The 19,886-nt window shown below is 47.8% G+C and carries 14 protein-coding genes; 5 read left to right on the forward strand and 9 right to left on the reverse strand.

Annotated features, from left to right (window positions below; genetic code table 11):
* Positions 1 to 31: 31 nt before the first annotated feature.
* From LHL18_RS17950 to LHL18_RS17975, 6 genes are read right to left on the reverse strand one after another with little or no spacing between them, the layout of a single operon-like run.
* The gene (locus LHL18_RS17950; protein WP_226768113.1) at positions 32 to 1,360 is read right to left on the reverse strand and encodes a sensor histidine kinase; all 1,329 of its coding nucleotides are present in this window, start codon (positions 1,358 to 1,360) and stop codon (positions 32 to 34) included.
* The gene (locus LHL18_RS17955; protein ID WP_226768114.1) at positions 1,341 to 2,666 is read right to left on the reverse strand and encodes a sigma-54-dependent transcriptional regulator; all 1,326 of its coding nucleotides are present in this window, start codon (positions 2,664 to 2,666) and stop codon (positions 1,341 to 1,343) included. The genes LHL18_RS17950 and LHL18_RS17955 overlap by 20 nt, the downstream gene beginning before the upstream one ends.
* A 3-nt stretch (positions 2,667 to 2,669) precedes the next feature.
* The gene (locus tag LHL18_RS17960) at positions 2,670 to 3,863 is read right to left on the reverse strand and encodes an FtsX-like permease family protein (protein ID WP_226768115.1); all 1,194 of its coding nucleotides are present in this window, start codon (positions 3,861 to 3,863) and stop codon (positions 2,670 to 2,672) included.
* A gap of 5 nt (positions 3,864 to 3,868) precedes the next feature.
* Positions 3,869 to 5,170: an ABC transporter permease gene (locus tag LHL18_RS17965; RefSeq protein WP_226768116.1), complete on the reverse strand. Its 1,302-nt coding sequence runs from the start codon at positions 5,168 to 5,170 to the stop codon at positions 3,869 to 3,871.
* 10 nt (positions 5,171 to 5,180) lie between these two features.
* Positions 5,181 to 5,879 (reverse strand): ABC transporter ATP-binding protein, encoded by a 699-nt coding sequence (locus tag LHL18_RS17970; RefSeq protein ID WP_134055390.1) that lies wholly within the window; start codon positions 5,877 to 5,879, stop codon positions 5,181 to 5,183.
* A gap of 17 nt (positions 5,880 to 5,896) precedes the next feature.
* Positions 5,897 to 7,165, reverse strand: coding sequence for an efflux RND transporter periplasmic adaptor subunit (locus LHL18_RS17975; protein ID WP_226768117.1), 1,269 nt, complete (start codon positions 7,163 to 7,165; stop codon positions 5,897 to 5,899).
* A gap of 240 nt (positions 7,166 to 7,405) precedes the next feature.
* Here LHL18_RS17975 and LHL18_RS17980 point away from each other — a divergent pair, with 240 nt between their 5' ends.
* The 3 genes from LHL18_RS17980 to LHL18_RS17990 all read left to right on the forward strand — a co-directional run bounded on the left by LHL18_RS17980 (position 7,406) and on the right by LHL18_RS17990 (position 10,649).
* Entirely contained in the window at positions 7,406 to 8,338 is a 933-nt protein-coding gene (locus tag LHL18_RS17980) for a DUF3667 domain-containing protein (RefSeq protein WP_226768118.1), read from the forward strand.
* A gap of 158 nt (positions 8,339 to 8,496) precedes the next feature.
* Positions 8,497 to 9,651, forward strand: coding sequence for a glycoside hydrolase family 43 protein (locus LHL18_RS17985; protein WP_226768119.1), 1,155 nt, complete (start codon positions 8,497 to 8,499; stop codon positions 9,649 to 9,651).
* A gap of 17 nt (positions 9,652 to 9,668) precedes the next feature.
* On the forward strand, positions 9,669 to 10,649 hold the full coding sequence (locus tag LHL18_RS17990) for an alpha/beta hydrolase (protein ID WP_226768120.1): 981 nt from the start codon (positions 9,669 to 9,671) through the stop codon (positions 10,647 to 10,649).
* 14 nt (positions 10,650 to 10,663) lie between these two features.
* On the opposite strand, the gene LHL18_RS17995 is transcribed toward LHL18_RS17990, so the two are convergent.
* The gene (locus tag LHL18_RS17995) at positions 10,664 to 11,611 is read right to left on the reverse strand and encodes a tetratricopeptide repeat protein (RefSeq protein ID WP_226768121.1); all 948 of its coding nucleotides are present in this window, start codon (positions 11,609 to 11,611) and stop codon (positions 10,664 to 10,666) included.
* A gap of 173 nt (positions 11,612 to 11,784) precedes the next feature.
* Between LHL18_RS17995 and LHL18_RS18000 the strand changes: the two genes are divergently transcribed.
* Together LHL18_RS18000 and LHL18_RS18005 are read left to right on the forward strand one after the other, a co-directional pair.
* Positions 11,785 to 12,324, forward strand: coding sequence for a hypothetical protein (locus tag LHL18_RS18000; RefSeq protein ID WP_226768122.1), 540 nt, complete (start codon positions 11,785 to 11,787; stop codon positions 12,322 to 12,324).
* Positions 12,325 to 12,510: 186 nt separating this feature from the next.
* Positions 12,511 to 13,953, forward strand: coding sequence for an IS1182 family transposase (locus LHL18_RS18005; RefSeq protein ID WP_226768123.1), 1,443 nt, complete (start codon positions 12,511 to 12,513; stop codon positions 13,951 to 13,953).
* 343 nt (positions 13,954 to 14,296) lie between these two features.
* On the opposite strand, the gene LHL18_RS18010 is transcribed toward LHL18_RS18005, so the two are convergent.
* A complete protein-coding gene (locus LHL18_RS18010; RefSeq protein WP_226768124.1) occupies positions 14,297 to 17,422 on the reverse strand; it encodes an ATP-binding protein in 3,126 nt (1,041 codons plus the stop codon).
* Positions 17,419 to 19,878: a two-component system response regulator gene (locus LHL18_RS18015; RefSeq protein ID WP_226768125.1), complete on the reverse strand. Its 2,460-nt coding sequence runs from the start codon at positions 19,876 to 19,878 to the stop codon at positions 17,419 to 17,421. Before LHL18_RS18015 ends, LHL18_RS18010 begins: the two co-directional genes overlap by 4 nt.
* Positions 19,879 to 19,886: the final 8 nt, after the last annotated feature.

The following is a 19,886-nucleotide window of genomic DNA, read 5'->3' on the forward strand; positions in this document are numbered from 1 at the left end:
TCAGCTTTCTTGCTGCGCGCTGCAGGCTTGGCTAAAAGCCGTCATGGCGCGGCAGCGTCAGGCTAACCAACAGCCCGCCGGCATTGTTACGTAAACTGATCGTGCCGCCGTGCGCTTCAATAATATCGCGGCACAACGTCAGGCCAATACCGGAGCCGGTGGTTTTGCTGGTATAAAACGGTACCAGCACATGTTGCAGTACATCGTCCGGGATACCGCCGCCGCCATCCTGAACACAAAGCGTTAACGCCGTATTTTGCTCAAGCAAACGCAAACTGATTTGCTCAGGTGCTGAGCCTGATTCATGGGCGTTTTTCAGTATGTTCAGCAACAGCTGAGTCAATTGCTGGGGATCGGCCTGCCACTGCAGCACTGGCAGTTGTCCGAGCAGCTCAAAATCGTATTGGTCCTGTAACTGGTTGATTAAGCGTGGCCAGTTCACCGGTGCCAGTTTAGGCGCCGGCAACTTTGCAAACTGAATGTAGGCTTGTACAAACTGATTCAAATGCAGGCAGCGCTCACTTATGGTGTCAAACAGCTGACTTAACGCGGCCAGATGCTGCTTATCGGCCATGGCTTTACCGGAAAAAGCCAGCGATGACAAAGGCGCCAGCGTGTTGTTTAACTCATGGCCGATAACACGCAGCAGTTTTTTCCAGGCATTTAACTCTTCGCGCTGAATTTCGCGGGTTAGCGGTTTTAATAAATACAGCCAGTGTAGTTTTTGGTTAAGCTGAAACTGGCTGACCGATAAATGCCAGACGCTTTGCTCGGCATTATCTAACCTGATCAGCCCTTGCTGACGGCCTGTCAGTGCCTTATGCAGTTCGGGTTTGTCTGTCGCCACGCTGAACAGCTTACTGCCATCGAAGGCTTTGCCCTGATGCAATAAACGCCGTGCTGCAGGATTACTCATCAGTACCGTATCGGCTGCGTCGGTCAACAGCAGGGCGGTGGGGCTGCTTTGCAGTACTGTATCCAATAGCAATTCGCGCTGGTACAGTGTAGCTCGCTCACTGCGTAATTGCGCCGACATCTGGTTAAGGCTATCAGCCAATGGCTTAAGCTCGTGCACCCGCAGCTGGTTTGCACTGGTGTTAAAACTGCCGTCCTGCAAATTTTGCGCATGCAGGATAAGCGCCTGAATTTCCCGGTGCAGCGGCGCTAAAGCACGCTGCTGCAGTATTGCCAGCGCGAGAAAAAACGCACAGATGCCAGCACTTAGCAACATATCCGTTCCCAGGTACTGCTGTTGTAATATCAGGGCCAACAAGGTCAGAGCAGCACACAGCAGATTAAGCCGGCTTTGACTACTCAGTCTGGTTAAACGCAAAACATGATCAGGGCGTTTCAATGCCATAGTGCTCCATACGCCGGTACAGTGCCTGACGGCTGATGCCAAGCTGTTTGGCGGCGCGCGATACTACGCCTCCGGCTTGCAGTAAGGCCTGCTCTAACTGATTGCGGTCAATATCATCGAGTGAGCGTTTAGCGCTGGCAGCGGTATCCGGTAACCCCAAATCGGCGCTTTGTATTTCCGCGCCGCTACTTAACAGTAAAGCGCGTTGGCAGACGTTTTGCAGCTCACGGACATTGCCCGGCCAGCTATACTGCTGCAAAAGCTGTGACGCCTCGCGGCTTAGACTTTTTTTGCCGGACAGAAAGAACTGCGCCAGCGGCAGAATATCATCCGGACGTTCGCACAGGGCCGGCAGCGCTAACTGCACGACATTGATACGGTAGTATAAGTCTTGCCGGAATTGCCCTTGCGCGATGGCATGGGTTAAGTCAGCGTTGGTGGCGCTTATAAGCCGGATATCGGCTTTTCGCGTCACACTGGAACCCAACCTCTCATATTCGCCGGTTTGTAATACCCGTAGCAGCTTAGCCTGGCCGGCTAAAGGCAGGTTACCAATTTCATCAAGGAAAACGGTGCCGCCATCTGCCGCCTCGAAGCGGCCGATACGGGTTTTGCTGGCGCCACTGTAGGCACCCGCTTCGGCGCCAAACAGCTCTGCTTCCATTAAATCGGCGGGCAGGGCGCCCATGTTAACCTTAATAAAAGGCTTATGTTTGCGTTCAGAGTTGGCATGCAGCACATTGGCGATGCCTTCTTTTCCTGCGCCGTTGGGGCCGGTGATTAACACGCTGGCACTGGACGGTGCCAGTTGCAACGCCATTTGCAGTAACTGCTGCATCTGGCTGCTGGCAAACACCAGGCCGCATAAGTCTTTACCGGCAAAAGCGGCAAGGCGTTGCTGTTCATTGCGCCGCTGCTGTTCAGTTAACTGTTTTAACTTCAGTGCGTTAGCTACGGTTAACAGCAGCCGCTGATCATCCCAGGGTTTGGCAATGTAGTCAGTCGCGCCGGCTTTTACCAGCTCGACCACCATTTCCAGCTGGGTCCAGGCGGTCATCAGTACAACAGGAATGGCCGGGTACTGCTGGCGCAGTTGGTAAAACAAGGCTTTACCCTGGTCACCGTGCATCTGGCCGGCACTGAAATTCATATCCTGCAGAATGAGATCTGTGTTGTTTTGAGCCAGTATTTGCCAGGCTTGCTCTGGCGTACCGGCACACTCTACCTGATACCCCTGCAGCGTAAACAGGGTCTGCAGGGCCTGGCAGATAGGCTGATTGTCATCAATGACCAGTATTTTCAGCATAGTTTATAAGGCTTTAGTCGCTGTGGCCGGTGATATCCGGGTGGCAATGGCCGCAGGATACCATGTTGCCACTGTCACGCATACCAGCAGGATCAGGCTGGCCAGCAGCGGCAGATACAGATCCAGTGGCGGTATCGTAATCACTTGCGACAAGGCTTTATTTAACAGCAGTGCACAGCCGATCCCGAACAAGGCGCCTATAGCAGTACACAGCCAGTTTTCGCTCAACAGCTCGAGAAAAATCACTTTTTTACTGGCGCCCAGCGCACGTTTTACACCAATTTCCTGCTGCCTTTTAAGCGCATGAAAATGCGTACTGCTATAGCTTGATACCATAGTAACCAGCAGCATCAGCGCACTTAATAATGCCAGCAATGTTGCCAGGCCATATTCGTTGCGGTATAGCCGCTGATACTGCTCTGCTAAAGTACGAACATGCAGTATTTCAATATTGGGTTCGACGTTACGCAGTACTTTGTCCACTTGTTGGCGCACATTTTCCGCCTGCCCCGGTTGCACCCGCAGCAGTATGCCGTAGCCCCAGTCGACACTGTAAGGCGGTGCGACCTGAATATTGTTAAACATAATGTTCGTGCCGTGTCGTTGACCATAAAAATCAGAGATCACCGCTGCCACCCGGCCACGGTTCAGCTGCTGGCCCACTGCCGGTTTACCGGCAAACAGTTTATCGGCCAGGCTTTTGGTGATCACCACATCCGGTTGTACCGGGTTATCCAGTGACACCGAATGCTGTGGCAGCTCGCCCTGCAGCACGTCGCTGTTTAGCACGTTGAAAAAGTCTTTCGATACAAAGTACATTGGTACCGAGGGTTGGTTGGTGCGGTCTTCCTCGCCATCGATATAAACATTACCGTTGTTACCACCCTGCAAAATGGCCGACTGGTTGGTGTAGGCCGCTGCAATGACACCAGGCATTGCCTGTACTGCATCAAGCTGGCGGTTTAGCAGTTCTTCCAGCGCCGGGTACACCCGAAGTGATGCCATGGTTGGTTTGAGTTGTACCAGCAGGGTGTTGTCCACATCCAACCCGGTAGGCTGGTTCAGCTGCTGATGAGTTTGCTTGGCCAGCAAAATGCTGTTGAGTAACAGGGCCAGTGTCATTGCCAGTTGTAACAGCAGCAAACCGGTTACTACTTTGCGGCTGAACAATACTTTGAAAAGTAGATAAAAAGACATTGTTATTATTCCTTAAGCTGCTGATTGAGTGAGCCAAAAGAGGCGCGTAGTGAAGGGTACAGCGTTACCAGGTAGCTACAGATAACAGCCACCGTCAGCAGGCCTAACAGCAGCGTTAAATCCCAGTCGGAAAACAGTCTGTTGGCTGGTAGCAAATTATTCATCAGCTTAATACCTCCATAACCGGTCAGCAGAGCGCCAGTGATGGTAAACAGCGCCATGATCAGCACATCTGCCAGCATTTGCAGTTGTAACTGGCTGCGGCTGGCGCCCAGCGCACGGCGCAAACTGAATTCATACTGGTTACTCAGATAGCGGTTTAAAGACAGGTGGCTGGCATTAAACAGGCATACCAGCAAGAACAATAAGGTTACCAATGCAAAGGCTTTGATATCGCTGCTGTCACCACCAAAATAGCTGACGATATCCCGCATCGCGACCAGTTGATTATTGGGTGGCGATGGATGACGGCCGGCAGCTTTTTCATCCTGCACCAGATTGGTCATAAACTGGCGGTATGCCTGCTGCTGGGCGGGGGTGTCGAGTTTTACCCAGTACTGTAGCTGATGCAGCGCACCGGTGCGGCCCTGAGTGCTTAACTGGCGATAGTCAGTGTCGTCGAACGTTTGTGATTGGCTGTTTGACAGATAATTCATGTCGTAACCGGTTTCCAGCGGCAGGTAGATATCATCTGCCTCGCTTAAGTGATTACGGTTATTGGCATCATACAGCCGCGGCAGCATTTGCCAGTCATCCAATACGGCACTGACGGTCACGTTGCGATCATCCAGCAGCAATTTTTCACCGACAACGTCGCTTTTACCAAATAACTTCTGAGCCGTCGCTTTGGTTAAAATCACTTCCGGCCGAGCACTGTTATCCGGCCAGATACTGCCGTGCAGTACGGGTACATCAAACATGGCAAAAAAGTCGCGCTGCGTAATGCGGATACTGACTGGCAGCGGCGTTTGATCGGCACGCTGGCGCAAATAGCCATCGGCGCTGTACATGGCAGCGGCTTGGCTTGGTATATCCGTCTGGCTTAGCTTTTCAACATTGCTGTAGCTCAGTACCCTAGGGGTTCTGCAGTCGGTGCTGCATTCATACGGCACCAGATTCAGCATCGGGAAAAACAACTTATCGCTTTTTTCAGGCAGCGGATCGCTGTTTAGCTGGTAGTAAAACGTGGCGTTGGCAAAAAACACCCCCAGGCCAACACTGAGAATAAAAATGGTCAGCGCATACGGCAGCGGTGCACGGCGGATGCTGATCAGGCTGACTTTCAGATAATAAATAAACTGTTCCATTGCCGGCTCCTTAAGCGCTTTGTGCTGCCAGCGGGTCATACAGCACTGCATCGCTGAGCTGACCGTCGATGATTTGAATATGTCTGCCGGCGCGGCGCGCCTGATCCGGGTCGTGCGTGACCATTAAAATGGTGCAGCCCTGCTGATTAATTTGCTCCAGAAGCTCCATAACCTGGCGCGCCATCAAAGAGTCCAGATTACCGGTCGGTTCATCCGCCAGCAGAATGCGGGGCTGGCCGGCGATAGCGCGGGCAATGGCCACCCGCTGCTGCTGACCACCGGATAACTGACTCGGTAGATAGCTGCGCCGGGCGTGCAGGCCTACCAGCTCCAACGCTTGCTCAATACGCTGTTTGCGCTGCGCTGGCTTTAAGCCACGGTAGCGCAGCGGCAGCTCGATATTATCGTAAATACTGAAATCTTTAATCAGGTTAAAGCTTTGAAAAATAAAGCCTATTTTTTCATTGCGCAATTTCGACAGCGCAGCATCAGATAACCCTTTTACTGACTTACCATCCAACTGGTAATCACCGTCGTCAAACTGCTCCAGCGTGCCGAGAATGTTCAGCAGCGTAGATTTGCCAGAACCGGAAGGGCCGGTCAGCGCAGCGAATTCGCCTTCATTAATCTGTAAGCTGATATCGCGCAGCGCATGGGTTTCAATCAGCTCGGTGCGGAAAATTTTACTTAAATTCGTTAGCGTTATCATATTGTTATCCTTAATTTTTAATTCAGATTGACCCGGTTCTGGTCTTTAAAGTCGGCTAAATTTGAAATAACCCATTGCTCACCTTCGCTGGCTCCGTCAAGTATTTCTACCCATTGCACTGATAACGCGCCAAGTTCGATGTTTTTGCGTACCGCCTGATTGTCCAGCACCTGATAGGCCTGACGGCCGCCGCCAGAGCTGATAAATTCACCACGGGCAATCTTCAGCACATCGGTTTTATGCTCAAGGATGACGCGGGCCGTTAAACGCTGGCTCTGACGCAGGGCGGTGCTGTCAACGTCGTCAAAACGTACCCGGGCACTGACCTGGTTATTGCGCACTTCAGGGGCGATATAACTGATAGCGCCGTTTAATCGCTGGCTGCCGATGCTCACTTCTACCTGCTGGCCAGGCAGTAAGTCGCGGGCATAGCTTTCCGGCACGGCCAATTCAGCTTCATAGCGGCTTAAGTCGATTACCGTTAACAGGGCTTGCCCTGGCAGCACATGGCTTTGCTGCTCTACCAGCCAGTTGCCCAGCTGGCCAGTAACCGGCGCCGTGATATTAAGGGCGGTCACTTTACGTTCCAGCTCATTAACCACCAGCTGCTGGCGGTGGATATCCTGCGTGCGTGAGCTTTGCTCAAAGCTCAGCTTGTCTTTGGCCAGTTCCACTTTGCGTTTGGCGTGATCAAATTCCAGCTCGGCTTTGGTCAGGTTATCGGTGGCGATATCAAAATCCAGTTTGCGGATCACGCCAAGTTCAATCGACTGCTGCGCGCGCTCTAGCTCGCGCCGTGCCGCCAGTAAATTAACCTGAGCGTTATTCATTACCTGTTCCATATCCAGCTGTTGCTCACGGGCGGCCAGTGCAGCGCGTTCAGCTTCAGAGCGCATACCCTCAAGTACTGCCTGCTGTTGCTGTAAGTCATTCTGTAGCGCCGGGCTACTGATGGTGGCAAGCAGGTCGCCTAAGGTAACAGCTTCACCCGGTTGCTTAAATAACTGCACCTGGCCGGTTTCCTGGCTGTACAGTGTTGGCGCATTGGCGGCAACAATCCGGCCTTGTACGGCGATATCACGCACTAAATCACCACGCTGTACTGTGGCAAACTGCATTTGTGAGCGCGGCAGTACTAAACTGGCGGTTTCGCCGATAGAGTGAAAAAAAGCCGCTGCCAGCACTATTACGGTGCCGGCAATAGCGGCGGCGGGGAGAACGCGGCGAAGCAGCGTTTTGGGCTGACGCTGAATAATGTTGTCCTGTGTCTCAGTACCCTGGATCATTGTTATTGGTGTCCTTTATGTGTTGCTAAGCTGTAGTGTTATAGCAGTATTAATGCCAATATTTAAGTGATTGTTTTTGAATGATTATTTTTGTTTTTGGGTGTGTTTGGCAGTGTCCGCGGACACTTTAACTGTCCGCGCAGGCTTAGCGGACAACGCTTGCCAAAACAACTGCTTAACGTAGAATCGGTGGAACACAGCGCAGTGTCGTATAACCAATAAATAACGCGGGTGCTTGATATGGATGTAACAGAGCAAAAAACGTGTGATAACTGCCACACCGTCTTACATGGTGCGTTTTGTCATCAGTGTGGCCAGGAAAAGAAGAGTTATATCCGTAATGTCAGTGGTGTGATAACCGAGTTTTTCGGCGAATTCAGTAATTGGGACACCCGGGTCTGGCAAACGTTGATCCCGCTATGGTTCCGTCCCGGTTATTTAAGCCGCCGTTATGTGGCCGGCCACCGCGTGCGGTACGTGCCGCCGCTCAGGCTCTATCTGTTTACCTCTATAATTGCATTTTTGATTTTCGCCCAGCTGGTGCCGGAGGTGCCGGTAACGGTTAACCCGGCTACAGAGCAACTGGAAAATGCCGCCAGCCAGCCTGGCACCTTGTCACAAGTGATGGCCGATATTAAGCGCGATATCGAACAGGAAAAGCAGCAACAGCAGAAGCCATTTGATAGCTCGATTGGGTTTTTATCCGACACTGCTCAGGCTGAATTTGATAAAAAACTGGAAGCGCTGACCAGTAATCCTAAGCTGGCAGTTAATAAGTTTTTCAGCCTGGCACCGCAGATGATGTTTTTACTGCTGCCGCTGTTTGCGTTATTACTGAAGTTGCTGTACATCCGCTCTGACCGTTACTACATGGAGCATTTAATCGTCGCGCTGCATAGCCACAGCTTTATCTTACAAATGTCAGCGCTGTATCTGGGGCTGAAGACTGTGTCGGCGGCAGCCAGCTGGCCGTGGCTGGCTGACGTTAGTGGATTTCTGGCGTCGGTAACGCTTATCTGGATCCCGGTTTATCTGTTTTTATGTCAGAAGTTTTACTATCAGCAAGGCTGGCTGAAAACCACACTGAAGTTCTGGTTAACCAGCTCTTTGTATAACGTGTTATTTATTACTGCGATTATGGGGCTGATTATTCTAAGTATTCTGTGGTCGTAGCAAATCTGCTGCAGGGTACCTGCCATGCGCAACTGAGTTTGGCTGGCAAATAAGATAAGTTTATTAAACAGTTTCGTAATAGGCTTGGCGTTCCGTTAGGGCAAAAATTTCAACAAACTGTCAGTTCGTTGATTTTTATAACCCCGGGATGCCCTTTAATGCTTACAGCGACAAGCGTAAAAAACATTAAACGCCGTTTTAGGCATATAGTTTTGCTCAGCACTGTTGCAGCGGTTTGTGCCTGTAGCAAAGCGCCGGCGCCGCGTTCTGACAGCAACATTACAGAAGCGGACACCACCGCGCCTTCCCACTTTGATAACCCCATTATTAAATACGACACCCAGGACCCGACAAACGAGGTCGGCGAGTTTATTTATACTGCCGATCCTGCCGTGATGGTGACAGACGACACCGTGTATTTGTATAGCACGCATGATGAGCAGCATGCAGAGGGTAAAGATTATCGCATGTACGACTACCGGCTCTGGACCAGCAAAGACATGATCAGCTGGCAAAATAAAGGTGCTGTGTTCCGGGCGGCGGATTTTAGCTGGGCCCGCACCGATGAGAAAACCGGTAACGCCTACGCGCATCATGTGATTGCGCACAAAGATAAATCAGGTAAGGCGCGGTATTATTTCTATGCGGCCGTAGAAGGTGGCCAAACGGGGGGGCAATTTGGCTTTGCCATTGGTGTTGCCGTATCAGATAGCCCGCAAGGCCCTTTTACCGATCCGCGTGGCATGCCGATGATCTTGCTTGAAGATACCGCAGCGTATAAAGACCATAGCTGGCGCAATATCGACCCGGCGGTGTTTATTGACGATGATGGCAGGGCTTACCTTTACTGGGGCAATAAGCAACTATGGTGGGTTGAGCTTGAACCCGATCTGATACACCTCAAAGGCGAAAGTTACACACTGGATGCCGACGCAAAGATGCAAAACCGCAGTACCGAGCTGGTCGAAATTCATACCGTTGATACCTTACCCAATTTTGAAGAAGCACCTTATGTATCAAAGCACAACGGTATTTACTATTTGCTGTATGCAGCGGGTTTTCCGGAAAGTATTGCCTATGCCACCAGTAACTCTGTCACAGGGCCCTGGCAGTACCGGGGTATTATTCTGCCGCCGCTGCCTGGCACCACCACTATTCACCCGGCGATGTTTGATTTTAAAGGCAACACTTATCTTGCCTATCACAGCGCCGATCTTCCCGGTGGCGGCAGTTACCGCAGATCAGTCAGTGTAGACAGAGTGTACTTTAATGCCGATGGCACCCTAAAGCCTATAGTACGCACCATCAAATAGAAAAGGATACTGTTGGTATGAACCTGATTGAAAAACGTCTTGCTAAGCCCTTGTTTGAACTGCCCGGCGTAAAATGTAACGTGCTTAACCTGGTCGTGCTACTAATCGTGTGTTTATTTGCCGTTCCAGTGACAGGCCAGGCGGACGATAGCATGACAGTGATTGCTACACCTGAGCAAACTGATGCTATTGATATCGGTACCGGGCCGCTGCCTGGCGCTAAGGTGCAGGAAGCGTGGCATTCACAGTATGGCAGCCGGTTTGCACGTAATGTTACGCTGGCCACACTAACGCCTTTTTTGCCTGAGCCGGCAAACGCCAGTGGCGCTGCAGTTATCGTGGCGCCCGGCGGCGGCTTACGCACCCTGTCAATGGAAAACGAAGGTTGGGATGTGGCCCGGGCGCTTGCCAGACAGGGCATTGCCGCCTTTGTGCTGAAGTACCGTTTAAACCAGACTCCGTCTGAGATGGCGGCATTTAAGCGAGCAATGGACCAGATGTTCTCAAACACCGGGCGCAAGGCACCGCAGCTTGAACCTGAGCAAATGAGGGCACAGCTTGCCGTGCAGCTTGAAGACTCCAACGCAGCATTCGCGTTAATCCGCCGCCGCGCGGCTGAGTGGAAAATTGACCCGGATCGTATCGGTATGCTCGGTTTCTCGGCCGGCGCCATGTTAACGATGGCCACTGCGCTTACCGGCGACGAGGCAAAGCCTGCTTTTATTGGCAATATTTATGGCCCTGTCACAGCGGTAACGGTGCCGGCTGATGCACCGCCTTTATTTGTCGCGCTGGCAGCCGATGATCCGTTTTTTGCCAGCAGTCAATTTGGCCTGATAGAAAGCTGGCAGGCAGCGAAAAAACCGGTGGAGTTTCATTTTTATGAGCAGGGCGGTCATGGCTTTGGCATGTACCCTAAACAGACGACCAGTACCGGCTGGTTTAATGCGTTCGTTAGCTGGTTAACAATGCATGGCATGCTTAAGCGTACAGAATAGTCACCCGGCGGGTATTATTGTTTGGCAGAAGCCGGGCTGGCCGCCAGTTCAGCAAGTGCTTTTTCTGCCGTCAGCGCGTCGTAAACGACCAGATGCGGCGCTCTTAGCTTGGTTTTATCCAGCGCTAGCAGGTGATTAACCGCCTGCTGATATTGACCACTTTGCCAGCTGATTTCTGCCATTCTGAGCTGGTAAATTGCCTTATTGATATCGTCGCTGCCATCCTGCATATAGGTCATCGCTTGCTGATAATTCATATAGGCTGCTTCATACTGTTGTAGCAGCTGCTGGGTGCGGGCCAGGTTGCCAAGTGCAATAATCATCTTGCCGTTATGACCCATTTGTTTAGCGGCGCTAACTGCCTGTTCTCTCATGCTGGCGGCGATGGCCAGCTGGCCACGACCATGTTCTATCAGTGCTTTATTGGAGTACCATTCAAACCAGAACAGCGGATCTTTGTTCTTTTTAAAGTGCGCCGCCGCGTCATTAAGTATGGCGTCGGCTTTATCGTATTCGCGCAGCGAGTAGTGCAGGTTAGCCAGCTCTACCAGCCGGAGCGGTGCGCCAAAGGTGTCAAATGCACCCTGCAGCTGGTTAAGTGCCAGGCCAGCGCAGCGGCGGGCTGGCTCTGTGTCACCCTCGCTGTATAGCACTTTGGCATGATAAAAATACAGCTGCGCACTAAAACTGCCGGGAACAGACGTGAGTGTAAGCAGTTGTTCAGTTTGTTGCTTTAGCTCTGCAAACTGTTGTTTATCAAACAGGTAATCAAGCTCGTACGATTTTACTTTAAACCAGCTAACAGAGGCAGGCTGCAGGGCAGTAAGCTGTTGCCTGATATAGAGCAAGCAAGGCTGTTGAGTTACTTTGCTGCAAAATAGCTCATGATCACTAATGTTCTCGGCACTGGTCACATTAAATGTGCACAGGGTTAAACCGATATATAAAGTCATACTACGCATGCCGGATCATCCTGATCTGCTGTAACGACAGGCTTCGTTACCTATAGCTATCAGCTACTTTACATCAGCTGCTGCTAAAATACAGCCTGATCAAAAAAGCTTTAACTGCCATAGCGATATTATTTTGTCGCCTGCTATTTTTATTGCTACAGCAGCAGCCTAAGGGGCAGAACATGGCGCAATTTCTAGATGTATTTATCGGCAGTTTTCTTGGCAGCAGTGTGGTTACAGCATTACTGGGCGTGCTGTTTTTGCGCCGGAATAAAACCATTGAAACACAGATTGAAGCTCAGTTCAGTCAGGGGCTGAAAGTATTTGAATCTACCCGCAGCTGGAAAGAGCAGGCGTTGGCAGAACTATTCGGCCCGCTACAAATGCAGCTGGAGCGCACCAAACGCGCGTTTGAACGTTGGGACAATAAAAACCTGCACTTGGAAGCCGAGGTTATTCAAAAAGGCAACATTGCCATCCGCGATTTACTACTGGCCAAAGGCCACTTAATCCCAGCGCAGCTGATGGCGCATGCCATAGCGCTGATAGAGCACTACGACGCCTGGATAGAAGCCTATAACCGTATTCGAAACGACGCCACGCTCACCGCCCAAACAGACTTTGTCTTCGTCGGCCCGGCAGGTTATCCATTTCCGGCGGAAGCAGAGCAGGCGTTTAAAGCGCAGTTTAAACTGCTGCAGCAAGAGCTGTATGGTGTTTGAAGCTAAATGCAATGCAAACGAACTAAAGCATATTGTCCGTTGAGTGCCCAGACTGTGTGAAAACTGCTGATCACCTTTTGGCCTAAGCAGCAGATTTATATGATCAATCGTTCTTGATAAAGCCAAGTGGTTAGCTGCCACTTTACTAAAATTAACAGCATACGAATTAGAACAAAGTGTGCTGGTATGACCCACCATATAAAAGGCCAGGGCAGGCATCAAGTAGCCTTACTTCCTGAGGCGCTGGATGACTTCGTTACTGAAGATAATCCTGTCCGGGTAGTCGATATCTTTGTTGATGGACTACAACTTGATTCTCTGGGCTTCGAGCGAGTCAGCGCTAAGCAAACCGGGCGGCCAGGATATCACCCTGCTACCATGTTGAAGCTGTACATTTATGGATACCTGAACCGCATCCAATCTTCCCGCAGGCTGGAAAAAGAAACACATCGGAACGTTGAGTTGATGTGGCTACTTGAGCGACTTACCCCGGACTTTAAAACCATCGCAGACTTCAGAAAAAGTAACGGTAAAGGTATCAAGAATGCTTGCCGGGCTTTTATCGACTTGTGTCGGCATATGCAAATGTTCACAGATGTCATTGTGGCCATCGACGGCAGCAAGTTCAAAGCAGTAAACAGTAAAGCCAACAACTTTACGCCTCAAAAAGCGAAAGACCATATTGCGCGGGTTGAATTAAGCATCAGCAATTATCTGAATAAGCTGGATGAAGCAGACAAATGCTCAGAACCTGATACCAGTGCAGAATTAACCGTAACTAAACTAGCATGGCTAAAAAAACGGTTGGGTGAACTTCAGGAGATCCAACAAACAGTTGAACAACAGCCAGACAAGCAACTGTCTTTAACCGATCCAGATTCCCGGTTAATGAAAACAAACAACATGAACCGACAAGTTTGTTACAACGTGCAGACTGCCGTGGATACGAAGAATCACCTGATCGTTGCACATGAAGTGACCAACACAACAGATCGAGGCCAACTTAGTTACGTGACAACATTGGCTCAGGAAGCCGTTGGTAGAGAGGACATAACTGTACTGGCCGACAAAGGTTATTACAGCCGTAGCGATATTAAAGCAGTACTCGATACTGGTGCTGTGGCGCTGGTGCCGAAGGGTGATACCTCCGGCGCTGACCGTAAAGGCCTTTTTAACCGTTCGCTGTTTAGGTATGACCGAGAAAACGACGTTTATATTTGCCCGGCTGGCAGCGAGCTTCAGAATAGGTTTACAGCATTTGAAGATGGGCTGGAACAGCAAATGTACTTTAATAATATCGCCTGCCGGGATTGCAGCCAAAGGTTAAAATGCACTACATCCAAGCGAGATCCCAGACGTATCCGGCGATGGGTTCATGAAGCTGAAATAGAAGATATGCAAGCCAGGCTTGATGCACTTCCACAAACAGCAGTAATCCGAAAGCAAACTGTAGAGCATCCGTTCGGAACAATTAAAATGTGGATGGGTGCGACTCACTTCCTGATGCGACGATTTAAAAACGTCAGCACCGAAATCAGTCTACATGTACTGGCCTACAACCTGAAAAGGATGATATCAATCTGGGGTACTGAAGGCTTAGCCAGTAAGCTGCGAGAGCATTACGGTTAGCGACGATAGCCGCTTCAACCCATGGTAACAACCCAGTTGCTCTAAACACCGGGCTTCAGAAGGTCCCGAACCACCTGAATGACAATTACAGCCTATACGAGTAAATTCAGCGAGACACTAACAATACATGCCCAGAGCGCCGCTGAAAAAGCCAAAAATATGAGTTTTTACACAGCCTGTGCCATAAGCGGACGTTTAGTTTGCGGGGAAAGCTCACGACAAAGTCAAATTGTATCTTTAGCATTAAAAGATCATTTATAAAGCTAAAGGGCTATATGCGCCAATGATCTCAAATGGCTTTATGCCTCTATAAGGAATTGATTACAGCGGCTAAGCTCAATTATTAAGTATTCTGTGCACTGGCTGAATCAGCATTTATCTTTTTCATTTTGCCTAACCATTGCATAACCTTAGCTTCGAACACAGATGGCTCAAGAGGTTTGGAGATAAAATCATTCATTCCTGATTGAATGCACGAATCTTTATCCCCAGACATAGCTCCTGCAGTCATTGCAATTATTGGGATACTTGCGGCTTGTGAGCCCGCTTCTCCAGCACGAATTAATTTGGTCGCTTCAAAACCATTCATGACCGGCATCTGACAGTCCATTAGTACCAGATGCAATGGGTTATTCTCCATCTGCTCTTTGATGATACTAATTGCTTCTGCTCCGTTCTGCGCTGTTAACGTTGTTATTGGGTATTTTTCAAGTAATCCTTCGGCAACAAATCTGTTAATTTCATTGTCATCAACAATCAGCACAGTATATTTTTCTGAACCATAACCATTTTCTACAGGAAGTGGGGAATTATCTTCGCTGACCGCATGCTTCAACTCTGGAAGGCGTAGCAATTTGAGTGACAACAAAATTTGCATTGGCAGTATTGGACGCGTTATTTTTGCTCGAATATCGTTCTCAGTCACTACATGTGAGCTTGAATTTATATTACTGATAAATATGAGCTTGCATTTTTTTTGGCCTGCTTTTTTCTGCTGCCAGGTAATAAACTCAGCATCCAAACACTCTTCGTCACTAATGATTAGATCTGGAAGCAAATTGTCTGGAAAAGTATATAAATCGCTTACCGAATCCAAAATTTCGGATTGAGCCTGCCATACATTGAGTTGTTGAATTAAAAGCGTTCTTTCAAGTTCGCTTCTAATCAGCACATGGCACTTAGTTCCTGCCATAACAGGAGCCACAACTTTGTAGTCAGCGTTAGGGTCAATCAATGCCTGTATTGAAAATGTAAATTCACTGCCTTCGTTTTCTACACTTTTTACGGATATTACTCCACCGAGTAAATTTACCAATTGTTTAGAAATCGACAAACCAAGCCCTGTTCCCCCAAACTCCTTGGCTATCGAAGCATCGGCTTGTGTGAATGGTCGAAACAGCTTTTCTTGCTGACTTGCGCTGATACCAATCCCTGTATCTTTTACCGTAACTTCCGCTATTACATTTTTTCCAGCTAACTTTGTGCTGACGGCCACTAGAACGTAACCTTTATCTGTAAACTTTATTGCATTTCCGATTAGGTTAATAATGACCTGCTTAAGCCTGTAGGAGTCAGCAATTAAGTTTTCATGATGAACGTCAGAAAAATCGACATGCAGTGCAAAGCCTTTTTCCTGGGCTTTGAATACCATAGTTGCAATTACTGAGCTTACCGTTTCAATTATGTTGAAAGAGTTTGGCTCTATATCCAGCTTGCCTGACTCAATTTTAGATAGGTCTAGTAGGTCATTAATCAGCACACTCAATGTTGACACACTGCTCTTGGCCATACTCAAGTAACTTGACTGTCTATCGGTCAGCTTCTCTCTGTTAAGCAGCTCAAGCATGCCACCAATACCATTTAATGGAGTCCGTATTTCATGACTAATATTGGCGACAAAAGCACTTTTCGTTTGGTTTGCGGTTATGGCTTGTTTAGTTGCCTCCATTAGTTCTCTTGTTCTGTCTGCGACTTGATGCTCCAGAGATTCGTTAATGGCAATTATTTTGCTCTGATAATCTTTTGTTTCAGTAATATCACGAATAATAGCGGCGACACTGGCTTTTAATGCCTCATTTTGAGGAATGACTGGCGAAAGGTTTATTAGAAAAGTTTTAGATTTATTACTGTTTAGGGCAATCTCCATTTCTACAGATATAGCGTTATTTTTGTCGATTACATCTTGAAATACTTGCGAATCTAGCCTGGTTTCTGTTGGTGCGAGAGGCAACAGTTCCCTAATGTTTTTTTCTTTAGCATCTTCCTCACTTAAGCCAAATAGATAGGATGCGGATTCGTTACAGCTGAGAATGTTTCCATATTTATCGACGTTAAGAATAGCATCAGATGAGCCTGAAATAATGGCCTCATAGCGTGACTGATCGTTATATAACCTCAATAATTTATTTAGAAAATGCTGGTAGGCATAAATAACAGCGGCTAAGACCAATACTAATGCTGCTATAAGCAGAATGATATAGTTACGCTGCTTAGCCCACATTTCATCGAGGCTGGCTTCGGGAAGACCTGACACTATATATAGCGCTCTGTTATCTTTGCCGGATAACAGCACTTTTCTGCCAATCAGAGTGTAATTGACATCATCAACGGTTAACTTTGTAATTTTTCCTGCCCAGGGGATATCCGCTTTATCAGTAAGTACATCCCATCTGACATTTTCATTACCTAAGTCGAAACCAAATGTCAGTTCCTCATATGGAGATGCAACAAAATAGCCATTTTGGTCAATAGCGAAAAGTGAGTATCCAGAATTTTTGGCGCTGTTCTGGATAGTGTCCAGCAAGTTCGAAGCATCAATATTAAGTATGATGAACCCAAAAAAAACATAGTTCTCATCGAATACAGGTTTCGCAACTCTAAATGTTGGCCAAATAGGTGTTTCGACGCGCCCATGCTCTCGGTTCAAAGTTACATCTGAGATGTAATGCTCATTTGTGTTTAACTGCAGTATGTCCCTAAAATAGTCGCTATCAGCTTTTGGTTGCAATAAATCGGGTGGAGTAACGACAACTTTACCTGCACTGCGTTCTACTCTGACAATCTCTTTACCGTTATCAGCCTTGCCAATATAGCGGATCTGCCTTATTTCTGAATTAGTCTGAAGATAGGCGGTAAATATTGTTTCAAGTCTTTTTCGCCATTGTTGTGTTGTAGTGCCATCTTTTGGGTCTATACCACCATGCAGTTGAGCCCGGGCAATACCACTTACTGGCGGTGTTGCATGAAGAAACTCAACTTCACTTATGCTTTCTTGCAGGCTGTCAGAAACGGTTTTCACAGCTAAAGCATTTGCTTTATCAAGCAACTCAGATTGCTGTTTATTTAATTGGGTATATGTGTACCCAGAAAAGCCGAAATACACTGCCAGAGCACTTAGCAGTACAATTATTATGCCAACAAACGGTAGCCAATTTCTGTTGAGAGTTCTCAAATAGGCAGGTACAGTCATAAGCCACCATTAGCTTTAGAAACAAACTGAACAAAGTCCTCTACCGGGAGAGGTTTGCTAAATAAAAAGCCTTGTCCGGTGCCGCATCCTAAACTCAGTAGTGCGTCGTTCTGCTCTTGTGTTTCAACGCCTTCTGCAACCAGGCTGAGCCCCATAGATAAGCCAAGGGAGGTAATTGTTTTCACAATTTCATAGTCGTGCTTGTTGCAAAGCATGTCGCGAACGAATGACATATCTATTTTCATGATATCGACATCAAACTTTTTAAGGTACGCCAGACTTGAGTATCCTGTCCCGAAATCATCAATCGAAATAGATATACCTAATTTTTTTAGCTGCTCTAACTTTGTTTTCGTTAAATCAGCATCAAGCATGAGGGCGGTCTCAGTGATTTCTAACTCCAGCAAGTTGGCCGATAATTCGTTTTCTTCCAAAGCTGTCTTTATATGGTTTTCCAGCTCCACGGAACAAAATTGCCCGGCTGAAACATTCGCTGATATAGGTATGCGATATCCTAACTGAGCTAATCTTTTAGCAACTGCGCATGTATTCAATAATACTTGACGACCTAGTTCAATGATCAATCCCGACTCTTCTGCAAGTGGTATAAAATCAGCTGGTGAAACATAATTTCCGGAGGAGTCTTTAAGTCTGGCCAGGCTTTCTGCGCCAACAATTTTTTTGGAAGCCAGGTCATACTTTGGCTGAAAGTGAACCTCCAGTCCGTCATTTTTCAGTGCTGATCTAACCAGACTCTCCAGTTGGTGACGATGCATAAGTGCAGACTCTAACTCGTCAGAGAAGAAACTGTAACGATTACGGCCTTCGTGTTTGGCTTTATACAAAGCAACATCTGCATGTCTTATCAATTGTTCGGCATCAGGTGCATCGTCCGGAAAGACACTGATCCCAATGCTGATAGATACGCTGTAAAGTTGATCTTTTAACTTGAATTGTTCGTGCATAGCGTCCAGCAACTTAGATGCCAAGTTATCGACTAAATCTGCCGAGGAGATATCACTCATGAGTATGACAAACTCGTCTCCACCAAGGCGGGCAAGTGTATAGGATTGTGGAATTAAAGCTTTAAGTCTGGCTGCCATTAAGCAAATGAGTTCATCACCTGCCTGATGGCCTAGCGAATCGTTTAGGTATTTAAAGTTATCAATGTCAATCAATAAAGCACTAACTTTAGAGCCGTGTGTTTTGGCTGTTGCACAGGCAACGGTTAAACGGTCTTGCAGAAGTATTCTGTTCGGTAAATCAGTTAACTGGTCGTGATTAGCCAAATGGCTCATTTTTATCGCCATCGCCATCGCTTCACTAACATCATGAAACACCATAATGGCACCGATTATTTCACCATTCTCATTTCTGATCGGGGCTGCAGAATCCTCTACTGCGTAAATCTGGCCATTCTGAGATAACAGCTCACTGTTCAACGCCATCGCAACGGTACGCTGTTCCCGCAACGCTAAATACAGCGGGTTGGTTAACGAATGTTTCGAGCTGGCATCTCTAAGCGGCATGACTTTCTCAATTTTCTCACCTCTTGCATCTTTAAATCGCCACCCGGTCATCCTCTCCGCAATGGGGTTCATAAAAGTGATGTGTCCGTTAATATCAGTTGCAATTACGGCATCACCAATCGAATTCAACGTTACCCGTAGCCGTTCTTTTTCAGAGTAAAGAGCTTGTTTTGCTATTTTAAGCTCGGTTATATCTACAATAGTAACTAAATGGCCCTCGAGTGTTTCCTGATGAATTACGGGTGTCTGGAACAGTTGGTAGAAGCGGATTTCTGAGTCAACTGTGCATTTAACGGTGTATTTTTGTTCCGAGTTATAATCAGCTTTTGATTGTATGGCATCAGATAGCTCCTGAGGAAAAGCTTGATCAATAGTAAACTGTGAGTCTGCAGAGTTATTTAAATTAAACCATGAACCACTGTAATCGTTTGAAAACATATTAACCCATTTGGTACTCCAGTAAGTGATAAGCACCGGAACCTGTCTGACTAGTGCATGAAGCTGCTCTTTGCCTTTATTAATCAACTTATTCTGCATTCTCATTTTAAGTTGATTGGTCACGCGTAATTTACACGTCTTCGGTGAAAAAGGTTTGTGAATAAAATCTATACCACCAAGTTCAAGTGAGATTGACTCATAGTCTTTTTCATCATGACCAGTAATAAAAATGACGGGGATTTCGGCAAAACGAGGGTCTTTTTTTAATATTTTGCACATCGACCAGCCATCCATATCTGGCATTTCGATATCCAATAGAATGACATCCGGGTTGACGTTGGGGATAAGTTCAAGTGCGTCTTTGCCTGATTCTGCAAAATATAACTGCCCACAATCACGTAAAATTTCTTTTAAAGACATAATGTTAAGTAAGGAGTCATCAACGACAAGAATTTTGCTGATCTCTTCTTGGGGGGTTGTAAACAACAACTTGACAC

Origin of the sequence: Rheinheimera aquimaris, assembly GCF_020531985.1 — a bacterium.
Classification (GTDB): domain Bacteria; phylum Pseudomonadota; class Gammaproteobacteria; order Enterobacterales; family Alteromonadaceae; genus Alishewanella; species Alishewanella aquimaris.

Bases quoted from the DNA above. Each gene is read 5' to 3' on its own strand.
- LHL18_RS17955 (WP_226768114.1), bottom strand. From the start codon at position 2,666: ATGCTGAAAATACTGGTCATTGATGACAATCAGCCTATCTGCCAGGCC.
- LHL18_RS17950 (WP_226768113.1), bottom strand. From the start codon at position 1,360: ATGGCATTGAAACGCCCTGATCATGTTTTGCGTTTAACCAGACTGAGT.
- LHL18_RS17970 (WP_134055390.1), bottom strand. From the start codon at position 5,879: ATGATAACGCTAACGAATTTAAGTAAAATTTTCCGCACCGAGCTGATT.
- LHL18_RS17975 (WP_226768117.1), bottom strand. From the start codon at position 7,165: ATGATCCAGGGTACTGAGACACAGGACAACATTATTCAGCGTCAGCCC.
- LHL18_RS17995 (WP_226768121.1), bottom strand. From the start codon at position 11,611: ATGCGTAGTATGACTTTATATATCGGTTTAACCCTGTGCACATTTAAT.
- LHL18_RS17980 (WP_226768118.1), top strand. From the start codon at position 7,406: ATGGATGTAACAGAGCAAAAAACGTGTGATAACTGCCACACCGTCTTA.
- LHL18_RS17985 (WP_226768119.1), top strand. From the start codon at position 8,497: ATGCTTACAGCGACAAGCGTAAAAAACATTAAACGCCGTTTTAGGCAT.
- LHL18_RS17965 (WP_226768116.1), bottom strand. From the start codon at position 5,170: ATGGAACAGTTTATTTATTATCTGAAAGTCAGCCTGATCAGCATCCGC.
- LHL18_RS18005 (WP_226768123.1), top strand. From the start codon at position 12,511: ATGACCCACCATATAAAAGGCCAGGGCAGGCATCAAGTAGCCTTACTT.
- LHL18_RS17990 (WP_226768120.1), top strand. From the start codon at position 9,669: ATGAACCTGATTGAAAAACGTCTTGCTAAGCCCTTGTTTGAACTGCCC.
- LHL18_RS17960 (WP_226768115.1), bottom strand. From the start codon at position 3,863: ATGTCTTTTTATCTACTTTTCAAAGTATTGTTCAGCCGCAAAGTAGTA.
- LHL18_RS18010 (WP_226768124.1), bottom strand. From the start codon at position 17,422: ATGACTGTACCTGCCTATTTGAGAACTCTCAACAGAAATTGGCTACCG.
- LHL18_RS18000 (WP_226768122.1), top strand. From the start codon at position 11,785: ATGGCGCAATTTCTAGATGTATTTATCGGCAGTTTTCTTGGCAGCAGT.